Annotated in this window: 20 protein-coding genes; 10 read left to right on the forward strand and 10 right to left on the reverse strand. The window is 64.1% G+C overall.

The window, feature by feature from the left end; translation table 11 throughout:
• Positions 1–65: 65 nt before the first annotated feature.
• Positions 66–974 carry a LysR substrate-binding domain-containing protein gene (locus ACYG9V_RS11225; protein ID WP_023738457.1) on the reverse strand — a complete coding sequence of 303 codons (909 nt, stop codon included), beginning with the start codon at positions 972–974 and terminating at the stop codon, positions 66–68.
• Positions 975–1,091: 117 nt separating this feature from the next.
• On the opposite strand from ACYG9V_RS11225, the gene ACYG9V_RS11230 reads away from it, so the two are divergent.
• From ACYG9V_RS11230 to ACYG9V_RS11260, 7 genes are all read left to right on the forward strand, one after another.
• Positions 1,092–2,387 (forward strand): MFS transporter, encoded by a 1,296-nt coding sequence (locus ACYG9V_RS11230; protein ID WP_352762764.1) that lies wholly within the window; start codon positions 1,092–1,094, stop codon positions 2,385–2,387.
• 136 nt (positions 2,388–2,523) lie between these two features.
• On the forward strand, positions 2,524–3,708 hold the full coding sequence (locus ACYG9V_RS11235; RefSeq protein WP_023668487.1) for a cell wall hydrolase: 1,185 nt from the start codon (positions 2,524–2,526) through the stop codon (positions 3,706–3,708).
• Positions 3,709–3,962: 254 nt separating this feature from the next.
• Complete coding sequence (locus tag ACYG9V_RS11240; protein WP_033001056.1) at positions 3,963–4,370, forward strand: AtpZ/AtpI family protein; 408 nt, start codon at positions 3,963–3,965, stop codon at positions 4,368–4,370.
• Positions 4,371–4,434: 64 nt separating this feature from the next.
• Entirely contained in the window at positions 4,435–5,202 is a 768-nt protein-coding gene (locus ACYG9V_RS11245; protein ID WP_027050068.1) for a F0F1 ATP synthase subunit A, read from the forward strand.
• 68 nt (positions 5,203–5,270) lie between these two features.
• Positions 5,271–5,498, forward strand: a complete 228-nt coding sequence (locus ACYG9V_RS11250; protein WP_027050067.1) for a F0F1 ATP synthase subunit C — start codon at positions 5,271–5,273, stop codon at positions 5,496–5,498.
• Positions 5,499–5,581: 83 nt separating this feature from the next.
• The gene (locus ACYG9V_RS11255; protein ID WP_027050066.1) at positions 5,582–6,154 is read left to right on the forward strand and encodes a F0F1 ATP synthase subunit B; all 573 of its coding nucleotides are present in this window, start codon (positions 5,582–5,584) and stop codon (positions 6,152–6,154) included.
• A gap of 7 nt (positions 6,155–6,161) precedes the next feature.
• Entirely contained in the window at positions 6,162–6,653 is a 492-nt protein-coding gene (locus ACYG9V_RS11260; protein ID WP_027050065.1) for a F0F1 ATP synthase subunit B, read from the forward strand.
• Between the two features lie 253 nt (positions 6,654–6,906).
• Here the strand turns inward: ACYG9V_RS11260 and ACYG9V_RS11265 are convergent, their stop codons facing one another.
• Both ACYG9V_RS11265 and ACYG9V_RS11270 read right to left on the reverse strand, forming a co-directional pair.
• Positions 6,907–7,605 carry a ribonuclease HII gene (locus ACYG9V_RS11265; RefSeq protein WP_352762762.1) on the reverse strand — a complete coding sequence of 233 codons (699 nt, stop codon included), beginning with the start codon at positions 7,603–7,605 and terminating at the stop codon, positions 6,907–6,909.
• Between the two features lie 154 nt (positions 7,606–7,759).
• Positions 7,760–8,914 carry a PA0069 family radical SAM protein gene (locus ACYG9V_RS11270; protein ID WP_460221947.1) on the reverse strand — a complete coding sequence of 385 codons (1,155 nt, stop codon included), beginning with the start codon at positions 8,912–8,914 and terminating at the stop codon, positions 7,760–7,762.
• A gap of 150 nt (positions 8,915–9,064) precedes the next feature.
• On the opposite strand from ACYG9V_RS11270, the gene ACYG9V_RS11275 reads away from it, so the two are divergent.
• Both ACYG9V_RS11275 and ACYG9V_RS11280 read left to right on the forward strand, forming a co-directional pair.
• On the forward strand, positions 9,065–9,568 hold the full coding sequence (locus ACYG9V_RS11275) for a glycosyltransferase (protein WP_023684377.1): 504 nt from the start codon (positions 9,065–9,067) through the stop codon (positions 9,566–9,568).
• Between the two features lie 252 nt (positions 9,569–9,820).
• Positions 9,821–10,795, forward strand: a complete 975-nt coding sequence (locus ACYG9V_RS11280; protein WP_023687106.1) for a hypothetical protein — start codon at positions 9,821–9,823, stop codon at positions 10,793–10,795.
• Here ACYG9V_RS11280 and ACYG9V_RS11285 read toward each other — a convergent pair.
• The 7 genes from ACYG9V_RS11285 to ACYG9V_RS11315 all read right to left on the reverse strand — a co-directional run bounded on the left by ACYG9V_RS11285 (position 10,785) and on the right by ACYG9V_RS11315 (position 15,057).
• On the reverse strand, positions 10,785–11,216 hold the full coding sequence (locus ACYG9V_RS11285; RefSeq protein ID WP_352658811.1) for a GFA family protein: 432 nt from the start codon (positions 11,214–11,216) through the stop codon (positions 10,785–10,787). The genes ACYG9V_RS11280 and ACYG9V_RS11285 overlap by 11 nt on opposite strands.
• A 124-nt stretch (positions 11,217–11,340) precedes the next feature.
• Positions 11,341–11,895: a molybdenum cofactor biosynthesis protein B gene (gene moaB / locus ACYG9V_RS11290; protein ID WP_352762760.1), complete on the reverse strand. Its 555-nt coding sequence runs from the start codon at positions 11,893–11,895 to the stop codon at positions 11,341–11,343.
• Complete coding sequence (locus ACYG9V_RS11295) at positions 11,882–12,775, reverse strand: 4-(cytidine 5'-diphospho)-2-C-methyl-D-erythritol kinase (RefSeq protein ID WP_352762757.1); 894 nt, start codon at positions 12,773–12,775, stop codon at positions 11,882–11,884. Before ACYG9V_RS11295 ends, moaB begins: the two co-directional genes overlap by 14 nt.
• Before the next feature lie 26 nt (positions 12,776–12,801).
• Positions 12,802–12,987, reverse strand: a complete 186-nt coding sequence (locus ACYG9V_RS11300; RefSeq protein WP_023668475.1) for a membrane protein — start codon at positions 12,985–12,987, stop codon at positions 12,802–12,804.
• Between the two features lie 72 nt (positions 12,988–13,059).
• Positions 13,060–13,917 (reverse strand): S49 family peptidase, encoded by an 858-nt coding sequence (locus ACYG9V_RS11305; RefSeq protein ID WP_023834487.1) that lies wholly within the window; start codon positions 13,915–13,917, stop codon positions 13,060–13,062.
• A 121-nt stretch (positions 13,918–14,038) separates the two neighbouring features.
• A complete protein-coding gene (locus tag ACYG9V_RS11310) occupies positions 14,039–14,833 on the reverse strand; it encodes a tRNA1(Val) (adenine(37)-N6)-methyltransferase (RefSeq protein WP_023702056.1) in 795 nt (264 codons plus the stop codon).
• Positions 14,833–15,057, reverse strand: coding sequence for a putative signal transducing protein (locus ACYG9V_RS11315; RefSeq protein ID WP_460221948.1), 225 nt, complete (start codon positions 15,055–15,057; stop codon positions 14,833–14,835). The genes ACYG9V_RS11310 and ACYG9V_RS11315 overlap by 1 nt, the downstream gene beginning before the upstream one ends.
• 221 nt (positions 15,058–15,278) lie before the next feature.
• Here ACYG9V_RS11315 and ACYG9V_RS11320 point away from each other — a divergent pair, with 221 nt between their 5' ends.
• On the forward strand, positions 15,279–16,295 hold the full coding sequence (locus tag ACYG9V_RS11320; protein WP_352758212.1) for a polyprenyl synthetase family protein: 1,017 nt from the start codon (positions 15,279–15,281) through the stop codon (positions 16,293–16,295).
• The last annotated feature ends 27 nt before the right edge of the window (positions 16,296–16,322 follow it).

Genomic DNA, 16,322 nt, shown 5'->3' on the forward strand with positions numbered 1-16,322 from the left:
AGGGGGAGATGTCCGGCAGGACAGAGGGGGGTGTGACGGAACGCGACACCGGGTGATCACCGCGTCTAAGCGACCTCTCTCAACCGCTCGTCCTGCGGCAGCGCCGCCACCGCCGCCTGCCACAAAATATCCGCCAGCCGCGTCGCCACCGGGTCCAGTTCGGCGTCTTTCTGGTGCATCACCAGCGCCATGGTTGGCAGCGCGGGTAAGCCCAACGTTTGCGGTGCCATCGTCCTGACATTGGCCGGCAGGCCGATATCCGTGCGGATGGTCAGGCCGAGGCCGGCGGCGACCGCCGCCCAGATGCCGCCAAGGCTGGGGCTGGAGAAGGCCATCCGCCATGGCAGGCCGGCGCGGTCGAGCGTTTCCGTCGTCACTGTGCGCAGCAGGCATGGCGCTTCCAGCGCCACCAGCGGCAGTGCCTCGCCCTCGCGTAGCCTGGTCTCGATCAGCTTTGCCGGCCCGATCCAGCGCAATTGCGCGTCGCCGACATGCCGGCTGTAAGGCAGCGCCTGGCCGCTGTCCCAGGCCAGCGCAATGTCGAGATTGCCTGATGTGATCCGCTCGGCGAGTTCATAGCTGCGCCCGATCCGCGCCTCGATCTTGACCTTGGGGTGCGCGCGGGCGAAGCGTCCGAGCACCTCCGGCAGCACCGCCTCGCCGAAATCCTCCTGCAAGCCGAGCCTGACCCAGCCTTCCAGTTCCACGTCGTGGATGGCCGAGGCCGCCTCGTCGTTCAACTCGAGCAGCCGCCTGGCATAGCCGAGCATGGTTTCGCCGGCTTCGGTCAACGCCAGTCCGCGGCCCGACTTGCGGAAGATCGGCGTCGCCGCCTGGTCCTCCAACTTCTTCAGTTGCGCGCTCACCGCCGAGGTCGAGCGGCCAAGCCGGTCGGCGGCCTTGGCGAAGCTGCCGAGTTCCATGCCGGTGACGAAGCTTCGGAGGACATCAAGGTCGAAGGTTACGCGGCGCATCAAAACGGTCCTGTTTTTCGGGAACAATTGTCAAAAAATTCCCGATATTCGGGATGAAGTTATGGCGGTAAAGACGAGGCGTCAAGGTCCCGAAGGGGCATCAACAGGAGTCCCGCCATGTCGATTGCCGACGCAAATCGTGAGCCATGCCGAGTTGGCCGAGCCGCCGCCGTCACGTCGAAGGCTGAACGATTTCCCGCCAATCATCGCTGGAAGGTGCTTGGCATCGGCGTTGCCGCCAATGCCGGTTTCTCCGCCACCTTCGCCGGCATACCGGCGGCGGCGGTGTTTCTGCGGTCGGGCTATCACTTGAGCAATGGCAATCTCGGCCTGGTCCTCGGCCTTCTCGGACTGGGCGTTGCCTTGAGCGAACTGCCCTGGGGCCTGCTCACCGACCGGTGGGGAGATCGCGGCGTGCTGTTGACCGGCCTTGGTGCGACCGCGGCGTGGCTCGCCCTGATGGCGTTGTTCATCGTGCCCTCAGTGACCTATGTGCCTGGCGTCGCAATGCTGGCCGCGTGCCTTCTGGTCGCCGGCCTGCTCGGCGGCAGCGTAAACGGTTCCAGCGGCCGCGCCATCATGGCCTGGTTCCACGAAGGCGAACGTGGCTTTGCCATGAGCATCAGGCAGACCGCGGTGCCGCTCGGCGGCGGGCTCGGCGCGCTGGTCCTGCCGTCGCTGGCTTCGGTGCACGGTTTCGCGGCGGTCTTCGGGCTGCTGGCCGCCATTAACGCCGTCTCTGCGCTGTTTGCCTGGCGGTGGCTGCACCAGCCGCCGGAACTGGACGATGCCGGCAGCATGGCCATGGCAAAGTCGGGCGGTCCGGCGCCGCTGCGCAATGTCGAGGTCTGGCGCATCGCCACCGCCATCGGCCTGCTCTGCTTTCCGCAAGTGGCGGTGCTCACCTTCGCCTCCGTCTTCCTGCACGATTTCGCCGGCATGGCCACGCTCACGATCAGCGCCAGCCTTGCCGCGGTGCAGACCGGCGCGATGGTGATGCGCGTCTGGAGCGGCCGCTACACCGACCGCCACGGCAACCGCCGCTGGTTCCTGCGGCTCTGCAGCGTGACGAGCGCGTTTGGCTTCGCGGCCGTCGGCCTGCTGGTCCTGGCGGCAGGAGCCACGCCAGACGCCCATGCCGCGTTGATCCCGGCAATTGCCGTGCTGCTGGTCGTCGCCGGCATTTCGGTCTCCGCCTGGCATGGCGTGGCCTACACCGAACTCGCCACGCTTGCCGGTGCCAGCCGCGCCGGAACCGCGCTCGGTCTTGCCAACAGCTTCGTCTTCATCGCCTTCTCCGTGGTGCCGACCGCCATTCCGGCTTTGCTGCTCATCTGGTCGTGGCCTGGCGTCTGGCTGGTGGGCGCGCTCTGCGCCATGATTGCATGGCCAATTTTCCTGCGGCCGAACTGACGGGTTGCCGGCCGGCAAACGGCGTCCCATTTCGGGCCGCTTCGGAACAACACGATCGACCGCGTTAACCCTGCATCAAGGTTAATGCTTCACTTTGGCTCTCCAGTGGCTCAGTTGCGTTTCTGGAGAGTTCCCCGTGCATCGACGTGTCCTGAAGCGGCTGGCCGCCGCCGCCGGTGAGAAAAAACGTTCCTTCGTATCGCCATTGGTCATCGGGCTCGGCATCTGGATCGGCTTTCCAACCGTCGTCGCCTACCAGGACATGGGCAGCCTGATTTCCGGCCTCGAAGCTTCGGGCACCCGCTGGAACTCTTATGTCGAGCGCTCCGTCGCCGGCTCGGTTCATGCCGCCGAAATGCCTTTCATCGATTCCGTCACCACCGGTTCGCTCTCGGGCTCGGGCGTGCGCCTGCCCGGCGTCGGCAAGGTCTCGTTTCGCGGCAAGGGCAATGTCGCCGGCATCACGCCCGACGAGGACCGCATCATGCGCGCCGACAAGAAGGGCCGCATCATCCAGGTCTCGCCGGTGGCGCCGCCGAAGAACTTCAATGCCGGCTCGATCTTTCAGCGCACGTCCTCGCTGCTGCGGCCGAGCATGGACAGCGGCCTGAAGCTCGCCTTCGCCAAGCCCGGCATCAAGGGCAAGGAAATCCAGATCGCCCAGGCCTTCCATACCAATGTGGACAAGAAGCCCGATCCCGGCGTGCCGGCCATGCTTGCCGCGTTGGTCAACAATGACAGACCGGACGTGCTGGCCACCGCCTATGCCCAGGCCGAACCCGATTACGCCAAGGCCTCACCCTTCGAGGCGCTGCTGCAGGACGAGGAGCCGAGCAGCGGGCGCTTCATTCCGCCGATGGCCAAGGGTGACCACTCGTGGATCCAGAACCCGCTGCCGGCCAGCGTCTTCTCCACGAAGGAGCAGGCCTGCCTTGCCAACGGCATCTATTTCGAGGCGCGCGGCGAATCCGTGCGCGGCCAGGCCGCCGTCGCCCAGGTCATTCTGAACCGCGTCCGCAATCCGGCCTATCCAAACTCGATTTGCGGCGTCGTCTACCAGAACGACAACTGGCTGAACCGCTGCCAGTTCTCCTTCGCCTGCGACGGCCGCAAGAAGCGCATCGAGAGCCCCGCCCACTACAAGACCGCGCAGGACGTCGCGATGGCGGTCACCGCCGGCAAGATCTTCATTCCCGAAGTCGGCTCATCGACCCATTACTACGCCAACTATGTCCATCCAGGCTGGGCGCGCACGATGCAGAAGATGACCAAGATCGGCCTGCATATCTTCTACCGCACGTATGGCGGCGGCTGGAGCTGAGCCCTTCGGCTGGCGGCGGCTTGCGTTGCGCTGGCCGGGGCATCTGGCGGCGCTTGCCGGAAGGATTCGAGCCACGCATCCTCACTGCTGTACCGGGCACGATGTCGCACCTTTGCAAGTCTTTGATTTCAATGCAGAAAATACAGCCATTTGAAGACCTGCCCGTGGCTTGACGGGCGCGGACCCTCTAACTATGTTGCCGGCGACTTTACAAGTGGACGGACGGATACGGTCTGACCAGGCAGGGGGGTTCGATGGCCGAAAAGAATGGGCCACACGGAACCGGAGAAACCGGCCGCGGCAGCAAGCATGAAGCCGACATCCGCGACGAAGAGCTTGAGCGCCGCCGGCGCAACCTTGAAGCATCGCTTGCGACAAGGAAGAAGCCGGACGAGCAGAGGGAAGAGTCGGCCAGTGCGGGCAATGTTGCCCTGGCCTTCCGGTTTGCCAGCGAGTTTGTCGCTGGTGTTCTGGTGGGTGGGCTGATCGGCTGGGGTTTAGATTGGTTATTTGGATCGTTGCCGATCTTTTTGATCATCTTCCTGCTCGGTGGTTTCGCCGCGGCCTTGACAAACATGGTTCGTGTCGCCAAGGCAGCACAAGCCAATGTGCCGATGGGCAAAGACTTGCCTGCCGGCCATAGCGATGATGAGGACAATTGAATCGTCCTCGAGCAGGGTTCAATCCCGCTCCGTCCAGGCGGAGCCAATTTTGGGGTAGAGAAACGTGGCTGGCACCGCAGATCGGGTTGATCCAATCCACCAGTTTCATATCGTGGATCTGTTTCAGATCGGCCATATCGGCGAGATGAAATTTGCCTTCACCAATTCGGCGCTGTTCATGTTCATCGCCGTGGCGCTGACCTTCCTGTTGATCTATGCCGGTTCGGCGCCTCGCGCCCTTGTTCCCGGCCGGCTGCAGTCAGTAGCCGAGGAATTCTACTCGTTCGTGCACAATCTCGTGCGCCAGGTTCTGGGCGAGGAAGGAAAAGCCTTCTTCCCGTTCATCTTCTGCCTGTTCGCCTTTGTGCTGTTCACCAACTTCCTCGGCCTGATCCCTTATTTCTTCACCGTCACCAGCCAACTGGTCATCACCGCCACGCTGGCTCTGTTCATCATCCTGATGGTGCTGGCGGTCGGCCTGTACAAACATGGGTTGAAATTCTTCGGCCTCTTTGTGCCCCATGGCGTGCCGCTGCTGCTGCTGCCGTTCATTTCGCTCATCGAAATCATCTCGTTCCTGGCCCGTCCGGTCAGCCTGTCGCTTCGACTGTTCGGCAACATGCTTGCCGGTCACATTGTGCTCAAGGTTTTCGCCGGTTTCATCGTCAGCCTGGCAAGCCTTGGAGTGGGTGGCTGGATCGGCGCCATCGGCCCGCTTTTCATGACGGTGGCGATCACCGCTCTCGAATTCCTTGTTGCTGCCCTGCAGGCCTTCGTGTTCGCGGTTCTGGCCTGTGTCTATCTCAAGGACGCACTGCACCCACACCACTAGAGACTTAAGCTGGCGGCAGGACGCCCCAGTGGACTTGGACAACATTACCCATCGCAAGGAGAAACAAGATGGACGCTGAAGCTGCAAAGATGATTGGCGCGGGCATTGCCTGCATTGGCATGGGTGGCGCTGGTATCGGCGTTGGCGCGATTTTCGGAAACTTCCTCGCCGGCGCGCTGCGCAACCCGTCCGCCGCACAGGGCCAGTTCACAAACGCCCTGATCGGCGCCGCACTTGCCGAAGGTCTGGGCATCTTCTCGCTCGTCGTCGCCCTGCTCCTGCTGTTCGTCGTCTGACGGCGTCACAACCAAGCCTGTTCGCCGCTCCTTGTTAGGCGGCGACTGGCCCTTGATGATCTCTATCAGGGGGAAAGAACGCAATGGCGAGCACGACTGAAGCAACTCAACCCGCCGCTGGCGAGGCGACTGCGACCACTGAAGTTGCGCATGGCGAAGGCCATGGCGCATTTCCGCCGTTCGACAGTTCGACCTTTCCATCGCAGATCCTGTGGCTCGCGATCGCTTTCGGGCTGCTTTACCTGCTGATGTCGCGCATCGCATTGCCCCGCGTGGCGTCTGTTCTCGACGCGCGCAGCGACCGGCTGACGTCGGACATAGACGAAGCCAATCGCCTCAAGAACGAGAGCGATGCGATGGCGGCCGCTTATGAACAGGCTTTGGCTGAGGCACGCAACAACGCATCGGCGATTGCCCAGAAGGCAAGCAACGCTGCGAAGGCCGAAGCAGATGCCAAGCGCGCCGAGGCCGAGGCTTCCGTTGCCGCCAAACTGGCGGAAGCGGAAACGGCCATCGTTGCGGCGAAGACGAAGGCGATGTCCGGAGTGAGCGCGATTGCCATCGATACGACCGATGCGATCCTGAAATACTTCGCCACCGGTGCTGCTACAAAATCCGAGATCGAGCAGGCCGTGAAGGCCGCACTTGCAAAGTGAGTCGACAATGAATGCTACCAGTCTAGCTACACTGTGGGTTTTCATTGCACTGCTGGTGTTTCTCGGTGTGCTGATCTGGGCCGGCGTCCCGAAAAAGCTCGGCGCCTCCTTGGATGGCCGTGCCAGCCGGATCCGCAAGGAGCTCGATGAAGCCCGCCGGCTGCGCGAAGAGGCCCAGCAACTGCTCGGCCAATACCAGAAGAAGCGCAAGGAAGCCGAGCAGGAGGCCGCAGCCATCGTCGCTGCCGCCAAGCGCGAGGCCGACATGCTTGCCGCCGAGGCGCACAAGAAGACCGAAGACTATGTCACCCGTCGCACTGCGCTTGCCGAGCAGAAGATCGGCCAGGCCGAGCGCGAAGCCGTCGCCGAAGTGCGCGCCAGCGCCGTCGACATCGCCGTCGAGGCGGCCCGCACGCTGCTTGCCGGCAAGATCGACGCCAAGGCCGGCGCCGACCTGTTCAAGTCCGCGCTGCAGGACGTGAAGGCCAGGCTGAACTGAGCGGGGTTACTCGCTGACATCAAGCCGCCCGGGCAACCTGGCGGCTTTTTTGTTGAGCGGCGACGGAGATTGGCGAAGGCGGTGGTGCGCCTGATCTCCCCCTCGAGGGCCCTCGAGGGGGGGATGTCGCCAAAGGCGACAGAGGGGGTCCGTTCGACCAGGCGCGACGCTCTTTCTGCGACCAAGAAGGGCTAGCACTTCACGCGCGCGACCCCCTCTGGCCTGCCGGCCATCTCCCCCTCAAGGGGGGAGATTAGCTGTCCAACCCGACAAACCCTTCTTCTTCCACCACCTCAACCCCACCCAGCCTGAACGGCGCGAATGATGCCCGGTGCAGCCTTGCCACCGGCCCATGCGCTTCGATCGCGGTGCGGTGCCGCACGGTGGCGTAGCCCATATGGACCTCGAACCCGTAGCGCTCGTGATGGCTGCCGCAGCCGCACATCATGCGGTCGCGCATCACCTTGGCGACGATCGAGGCGGCGGCGATCGATTGCGAGCGCTGGTCGCCCTTGATCAGCGCGCGGCCTTCGCAGAGGAGGCCCGGCGGCACATCGCGGCCATCGGCCAGCGCCAGCTTCGCCTGGATCGGCAGGCCGGCAAGGGCGCGGCGCATGGCTTCCAGGCTGGCCTTGAGGATGTTGCTGCCGTCAATGCCTTCGGCGCTGACCGAGGCCATCGACACGCCGAGCGCTGACCCCAGGATTTTCAGGAACAGCGCCTCGCGCTGCAAATGGTTGAGCCGTTTGGAATCGTCGAGCCTGTCGGGAATGTTGGCGGGATCGAGGATCACGGCCGCCGCCACCACCGGCCCGGCCAGCGGACCGCGGCCGGCCTCGTCCATGCCTGCCACCGGCCACAGGCCTTCCGCCATCGCCTTCGTCTCGAAGGAGAAGTCGGGCTTTTCGACGATTTCGAAAAGAAGCGGAGAATCGGAACGTGCGCGAGCCATGTTGCGGCGAGGTTCGCATCGGCTCCGATTCTCCGCAAGTCCCTCCAAGGTCGAGTGGGGCAAGACCGGGAGGGCACCGTCTGCAGGCCGGGGGACAGGCCGGACGGGATTCTTGGGTCGCCTGACAGCCACGAGGGCAGGGCAGGCGCTACTCTCAGAGCAGCATCAGCTGCTCGGTCGCCTTGGCGGCGGCGACAAACTGGTCGGTTCGGAGCGTGCGCCGCTCGGCGTTGAGGCCGAGCCGCTTGGCCGTGATCTCGAAGCGCCGGCCGATCTGCCAGGCATAGGGGCCGGCGCCTTTCATCCGCTTGCCCCATTCCGAATCATAGTCCTTGCCGTCGCGCATCGAACGGATCAGCGACATCACGTGCCGATAGCGGTCGGGATAATGGCGCAGCAGCCAGTCCTTGAAGATCGGCGCCACCTCGAGCGGCAGGCGCAGGATGACATAGCCGGCCTCGCGGGCGCCTGCGGCGCGTGCCGAATTGAGGATGCGCTCCATCTCCTGGTCGGTCAGGCCGGGAATGATCGGCGCCACCATGACAGAGGCCGGAATGCCGGCATCGGAAAGCTGCCGGATCGCCTCAAGCCGCTTGGTCGGCGTCGACGCGCGTGGCTCCATGGTGCGCGCCAGCATGCGGTCCATCGTTGTCACCGACAGCGCCACCTTGGCCAAGCCCCGTTCGGCCATGCGCGACAAGATGTCGATGTCGCGCGTCACCAGATGGGATTTGGTGACGATGCCGACCGGATGGCCGCGCGCCTCCAGCACTTCGAGGATCTCGCGCATAATCCGGTATTGTTTCTCGATCGGCTGGTAGGGATCGGTGTTGGTGCCGATCGCGATGGTGCGCGGCTGATAGCCATCCTTCGACAGTTCCTTGTCGAGCAGCCGCGCCGCATCCGGCTTGGCAAACAGCTTCGCTTCGAAATCCAGCCCCGGCGACAGGCCCATGAAGGAATGCGTCGGCCGGGCGAAACAATAGACGCAGCCATGCTCGCAGCCGCGATAGGGGTTGATCGAGCGGTCGAAGGAAATGTCGGGCGATTCGTTGCGGGTGATGATGGTGCGCGGCTTCTCGACCTGCACTTCGGTCTTGAACGGCGGCAATTCCTCCAGCGAATTCCAGCCGTCGTCGAACACATGCCGGCTGACCGGCTCGAACCGGCCGGACGGGTTGATGCCCGCGGAACGGCCGCGGTTGCGATCCGGACGGACGCGCATGCCGCTCTGTTCGATCATCGCATTGGCCATCTCGGCTCGCCCTGCTCCGAAAGCAGCAATGTCCGCACGCACGATATGTTCCATTTTGGCCCTTTCCCAAGGACTGTCGGCTGGCTGTCGAATCGCTCTGTTCATGAAAATAATCCTATTTCGCTGATGAGAACAAAGCAAGAACTTTTTCGTTGGGCCATGCAAAACTGGCGCTGCGCCGGGCTTTCCGCTATTCGGCTAAAAATGCTCAGCGTTCTCATCGAAACCCGGGATGACGAAGAAGGCCTTGCCCGCACGCTCGCCTCGTTGATCGGCGGCGCGGTCGAGGGCGTGGTGCGCGATGTCATCGTCTGCGACACCGGCTCGACCGACCAGACGCATCGGGTTGCCGATCATGCCGGCTGCCACTTCGTGGCCGGCGGCATTGCCGCGGGAATCAGGCAGGCGAAGGGTGACTGGCTGCTGTTTCTGGAACCCGGCGCAAGGCTGGCGGAGGGCTGGATCGACGACGTTGTCGCTCACACGGCGCGGCAAACCATGCCGGCGCGCTTTTCCCGTGCGCGCGGCAGCCGCACGCCGTTCTTGTCACGGGTGTTTTCGGGCAACCGGGCGCTGGCCGAAGGGCTGGTCATCAGCAAGCGCCAGGCCGCTGCCCTGTCGAAGAACGCGCACAGCGCCGAAGCCCTTGCGCGCGGTCTCGCCACCAGGCGGCTCGACGCCGAAATCTGGCTGGCGCCGAAGAAGTGATGTTTCTTCCTTCTCCCCGTTCACGGGGAGAAGGTGCCCGAAGGGCGGATGAGGGGCAGCGCCATCGTCTCATCCGCATTGGCACGGTCGCAGCACCATCCCTCTTTTTCGCCGCAAAAAGCTATTGTGCATTGCACAAAAGCTGACGCGGGATTAGCATTCCGTTGATGCGGGATATCGGGGTTTGGGTAGTGCCGGAGCGGTAAGCAAGCGCCGCGTCGTCGTTGCTGCCGTTCATATCTGAGGACCCCGATGAACCTTTCGTCCCCTGACAAATCCGGCGCCCCCAGTCTGGAAGCCATTGCCCGCAACGGCAGCCTGCTCCGCCGCATTGCGGTGCGTATCCCGACCTATCTGTCCGACCTGCGCGAAAATCCCGCATGGCTGCCGATGTTCGTGCTTGCCCGCACCATGCCGGCGCGCAAGCTGCACTGGCTTGGCGCCAAAGCCGCGCGCCCCGCGCAGAGTGCCGGAGCGACGATGTTCAGGGGCGTCGACCTCAAGTCGATCGTCGCGGCGCTGCGCACCGATGGCCTGTTCTCCGGACTGGTCCTTCCGCAGGCAATCCACGAAGAGATCGCCAGCTTTGCTCAGAGCACGCCGTGCTTCGGCAATTTCGACCGCCGGCTCGAATTCATGCCCGGAGAACACGCAGAAGCCGAGAAGCGGTTCGGCCGCTCTTTGCTCAGCGGACACTATTTCGAGCGCATCCTCGGCTGCAAGGCGGCACTCGCCATCCAGAACGACCCGCTGCTGCTCGACATCGCCCAGCACTATCTGGGCGGGCAGGCAAAGCTGATCACCACGCGTGTCTGGTGGAGCTTTCCGACCGGCGAGGCTTCCGACGCCGACAAGAACCTTGCCTCGCTCGGCAAATATCATTTCGATCTCGACGACTGGCGGATGCTGAAATTCTTCTTCTATCTGAAACCCTGCGATGCCGGCACCGGTCCGCATGTCTATGTCAAAGGCAGCCACAACAGGCGCAGTCTCAAGCACCAGCTGACGCTGCTGGTCGGCCATCCGGCGCAAGACGTGCTCAAGGTCTATGGCGACGACAGCCCGGTCACGCTGACCGGCGAGGCCGGCCTCGGCTTCGTCGAGGACCCGTTCGGCTTCCACATGGGCACCGTGCCGTCCACCACGCCACGGCTGATGATGGAGGTCGGCTTCGGCGTCTCGCCGCCCTCGCGCCGCCGCTTCCACGGCGAGCCGGTCATCCGCTGACGCCGGAGCGGATCTCGACCGGCATCCAGCGCGCTTGCCGCCGGGCAATGCGACCCTCTTTGTTCTCGGCATCATAGTCCATTGGGACCGGCTCGCGGTTGAACCGCGGCCGGTCATCCAGCGCATTGACGATGACGATCGCTCTCGGTTCGCCGTCGGTGGTCACAGCAGCGACATAGACGCCGCAGTCCCGGCAGATGAGATAATCGGCGGTGCGCAATCCGAACCGGTATCGGTGCAGCCGGGCCTCGTCCTCGACCGCGACGATCAATCGCCCCTGCGGATCGGCGGCGGCGCGCGAACCATGCCGGACACAGAACGCGCACTGGCAGGCGCGGATCTCCATCTCGGACGGCTCAATTCCGGTTTCGAAGGTCAGGTGGATGTTGCCGCAATGGCAGCCGCCGCGGTGCGCGCTCATTGGATCTCTTCCGTCTTGACTTGGCGACAGACTATCCGCCCGACGACCCGGAGGAAATGACCTCTCGAAGGCGCAGCCGCCATTCTGCCTGACAAAGGCAGCACTTGGCCGGCTTTGCCTTGGTTTACGAGGCGGCCTTGCCGCGCCGCAACTGCTCGTCCAGGCGCGGCATGATCTCGACGAAGTTGCAGGGCATGTGGCGGTAGTCGAGCTGCGGTTTCAGGATGCCGTCCCAGGCGTCCTTGCAGGCGCCGGGCGAGCCCGGCAGCACAAAGACGAAGGTGGCGTTGACGACGCCGCCCGTCGCCCGGCTCTGCACTGTCGAGGTGCCGATCTTGTCGTAGGAAATGCGGTGGAACACTTCGGAAAAGCCATCCATGCGCTTCTCGAAGATCGGCTCCAGCGCCTCCGGCGTCACGTCGCGGCCGGTAAAACCGGTGCCGCCGGTGGTGATGACGACATCGATGTCTTCGTCGCGCGACCAGCCCAGCACCTTGTCGCGGATTTTCTCCCGGTCGTCGGTGACGATGTCGCGCGCGGCCAGGACATGGCCGGCCTCGGCGATGCGATCAGCCAGCGTCTGGCCGGATTTGTCGTCGGCAAGGCTGCGCGTATCGGACACCGTCAGCACCGCGATGCGCACCGGGATGAACGGCCGGCTCTCGTCAATTTTGGCCATCGGCCCCCTCCGAAGCGATGCTTCGTGTCGCGGCGACAAACCACTCCGGTTCGCGACTGCGAATCTCGGCGGCGGCGCGCTTGGCGACATTGCCGGTCTCGAACAGCCCGAAGCATGTCGCGCCGGATCCCGACATGCGCGAGAATCCAGATCCGGCCCTGTTCAGCAGGGAAAGCGCTCTGCCGATGGGCGGCTGTATTGCTTGCGCCGGTTCCTCAAGATCGTTGCGGGTGATCTCCAGCCAATTGCGGACGCCGTGGAAATCGAAACCGCGCGGCAGCGGCGGCAGTCCTTCATTGTCGCGTTTTTCAAGTGCATTGAACACATCGGGCGTGGAGACGGCGACGCCGGGATTGACCAGCACCAAGGCCAGCGCAGGAAAATCCGCAATTGGCGACAGCTCATCGCCGACGCCACGCGCAACCAGCGGTTTTGCCGCAAGACACATCGGCACGTCGGCGCCGAGCGTGAGACCGATCCGGCTCAGTTCGGCCTCGCCGATGTCGAGCCCCCAGGTCCGGACAAGACCCTGCAATACCGCCGCCGCGTCGCTCGAGCCGCCGCCGACCCCGGATGCGACCGGCAGGTTCTTTTCCAGCCGGATGGCAACCGGCGGCGTGCGCTGCTGGCCGGCCTGCCTGCGCAGCGCCTCGCGCGCCTTCACCACCAGATTGCTGTCGTCGATCGGCACGGAAGTCGCGTAACGGCCCGATACGGAGAACCGGTCGGCGTCGGCAGGCTCGATCTCGACCCTGTCGCCGAAGCGGGTGAAAACGACCAGGCTCTCGAGCAGATGATACCCGTCGGCGCGCCTGCCGGTGACGTGCAGCGCCAGATTTATCTTGGCGGGCGCAAGCCACGTCCGGGCTGCGGCATCCAAACTGTCGGCTGCTGACGGGATGATGCTCAGTCCTTGGCCAGGCGGTATTCGCCGGTCTTGGGATCCTGGACCAGCGTGCCGTTGGTGCCGTTGGCTGCCTGCTTTTCGGTGCGCCGCACCTTGGCGGTCACACGTTCGGCCTCGCGGACGAAAGTGCGGTAGCCGAAATAAGCGGCGGCGCCGACAACTGCGAAGAAAATGATCTGTGGCATTTCAAAGCTCCTCCCTCGCAAGACGGCAAGGCAGACTGTCAAGCGCTCATGCTAGACGCTTTCCCGGCTTTTTCAAAGCCCGAAGCGCGCCCACAATGCGCGCTCTTCCGCCGCATCGATCACGCCGCTTGCGGCGGCGGCGGCAATATCGGGCGCCGAAACGTTCGAGCCGAACAGGCCGATGCGGCCAAACAGGCCACGCGGCGCGGTGACCAGCCTGAGCTGGGTTTTCGCGCCGAAGCGGGTTTTCAGTACCGTGCGCATGTCGCTCAACGCATCGACGAGGCCAAGCTCCAGCCCTTTCTTGCCGGTCCAGAACAGGCCGGTGAACAGGTCCGGATCGTCCTTCAGCTTGGTGCCACGGCGTTCCCTGACCAGGTCGATGAAGGTCTCGTGCACTTCCAGCTGCAGCGCCTTCAGGCGCTCGACGTCTTCCCTCTTCTCCGGCTTGAACGGGTCGAGCACCGCCTTGTTCTGGCCGGCGGTGTGGACACGGCGCTCGACACCGATCTTCTTCATCAGTTCGGGAAAGCCGAACGAGGCCGAGACGACACCAATCGAACCGACGATGGAGGACGGATCGGCAAAGATCTCGTCGCCGGCGACCGCGATCATGTAGCCGCCCGAGGCCGCCACATCCTCGACGAAGACCAGCACCTTCTTGTTCTTCTCGACCGCGAGGTCACGGATGCGCTTGAAGATCAGCCGCGACTGCACCGGCGAGCCGCCAGGCGAATTGATCGAAATGGCGACGGCGGGCGCATCGAACAGGAACGCCTTTTCGATGAGGGCGGCGGTGGACGCCAAGGACAGGCTCGGCCGGAACGGGCCGCCGCCGGCCATGATGGTGCCATGCAGCCTGATGACGGGAATGGTGACGACGCTGGATCGCCAGGATTTCGGCAGCAGGCGGTTGAAAAGGCGTTTCACGAGGTGGCTGTCTCCAAATGGCTTCAACGCATGTAGGGATTTGCGGGTCAACGGCAATGCTGCAATCCATCTCAGCCAACTGTGTGCCGGTTTTGCGGCAACGACACTGACGGGCCCAAAATCAATCGCCAAACAGCGACGCCAGTCCGTTGTTGATCATCTCGGTTCGTTCCGACGGGCCGTCGCCCGTTTGCCCATGCAGCATCAAAGGCGGGCGGATCGACAGCTTGCCGCGCGCGCCGAGCGCTGCCCTAACGACAATGCGGATTGCGGCTGCTTCCGGGCGCGGATGCACGGCCAGCATCTCGGCGTCGCCGAAGCGGCCCGACAGCGCATGGAGGAGGTCGCCAAGCTGTTCCGGCCGCGCAATGACGGCCAGGCCGCCGCGCGGCTTGGCGACGGCAGCCGCACTTCGGATCCAGCTCTCGAACAGCCCGTCGTCCATGACATGCGCTTGCCGCCGCAGCGGATCTGGCGTGGCGCGGTCCTGCGCCGCGTTGAAGGGCGGGTTCATGATGACGAAATCGAAGGAATTGTCGGCAAGGCCGGCTTGCGTCCGCGCCCGGCCCGACAGCGTGACGTCGGCGGTCAGCACCGAGGCGCGATTGCCGAGATGCGCATTGCCGGGATGGGCGAGCGTGGTTGTGGCGAAGCCTGCCATCTCGGTCGACCGTTCGACGAGCACGACCTGCGCCTCTGGGCAGCGCGACAGCACGGCAAGACCCGCCGCACCGGCGCCGGCGCCGAAATCGGCGAGGCGTCCAGCAAAGCCGGATGGAACTGCTGCCGCCAGCATCATGGCATCCATCCCGGCGCGATGCCCTGTCCTGGGCTGGACCAGCCAGAAGCGGCCGCGATGGAAGGCATCGACCGTATGGGCCGGCGTATCGCTGGTAAGCGCGCTCGCTTCAGCCATTATGTCTGGCGGATTTCGTTCTCGATGCCGGCGTCTTTCAAGATGCGCCGCGCCTGATCGGCCTGGTCGGCATCGACCATGACGCGCTTCTGCAAAAGACCGATCGACCCTTCGAGAATGCTCATGTTCTGGTCGGCGACGAAGCAGGCAATCCCGGCATCGCGCATCAGCAATTCGACGAAGGAGATGATCACGGCATCGTTGGTGCGCACGAGTTCTATCATCGGACGAAGTTCGCAGGTTGCAGCGTTGATGTAAACGCTGGAGCATGGCGCCGAAAAGTGTGGAGCGGTTTTCGGGCAACGGCATGCGGTCGCTAAGGTTGACACGCCGTCACCGCAGCCGCGCCAATTCGCCTCTTGCCGTGCCCGTATGTGCCGCCCTAGAGTCCCAGGCGGGACCAGGGTGCCGTCGCACGCGTGATCAAAGACGGGAGTGTTTGTTGGTGGGTGTCGTTCTCAACATCGAAAACGGGAAGCGGGAACCCGCCTCCATCAAGGATCTCATCGACCTGACAGCAGCCGATATGGGGCGCGTCAACAAACTGATCCTGTCCAAGGCCGGCTCCGACGTCGAGATGATCCCGGAGGTCGCCAATCATCTGATCTCGTCGGGCGGCAAAAGGCTGCGTCCCATGCTGACGCTCGCGGCGGCCCAGATGTTCGGCTATTCCGGCGAGGGCCACGTCAAGCTCGCCACCGCGGTCGAGTTCATGCACACCGCCACGCTGCTCCACGACGACGTCGTCGACGAGAGCGGCATGCGGCGCGGCAAAAAGACTGCCCGCATGATCTGGGGCAACCAGGCGAGCGTGCTGGTCGGCGATTTCCTGCTCGGCCAGGCTTTTCGCATGATGGTCGATGTCGGTTCGCTGGAAGCGCTCGACATCCTGTCCAGCGCCGCCTCGATCATCGCCGAGGGCGAGGTGATGCAGCTGGCGGCAGCCAAGAACCTGGATACCACCGAGGACGAGCATTTCGCCGTCATCAAGGCCAAGACCGCGGCGCTGTTCTCGGCTGCCGCCGAGGTCGGTCCGGTCATCGCATCGGCGACGCGCAACGATCGCGCCGCATTGCGCTCCTACGGCATGAATCTCGGCCTTGCCTTCCAGCTCATCGACGATGCGCTGGATTATGGCGGCTCCAGCCAGGAGCTGGGCAAGAATGTCGGCGACGATTTCCGCGAAGGCAAGGTTACGCTGCCGGTCATCCTCGCCTACCGGCGCGGCACCAAGGCCGAGCGCACCTTCTGGAAGCGCGCCATCGAGGACAATGTCACCGACGATGCCGGCCTGGAAAAGGCGATCGGCCTGATGACCCGCCATGGCGCCATTGCCGACACCATCGGACGGGCCCGCCATTTCGGCGAGATCGCCCGCGACGCGCTGGCGCCGCTGGAGGCGGCGCCGCAGAAATCGGCGCTGATCGACGTCATCGACTTCTGCATCAGCCGGGTGAACTGACCCGCGCCTGGCGCCAAAGCAAGTTTG

Source organism: Mesorhizobium sp. W016 (assembly GCF_054719485.1).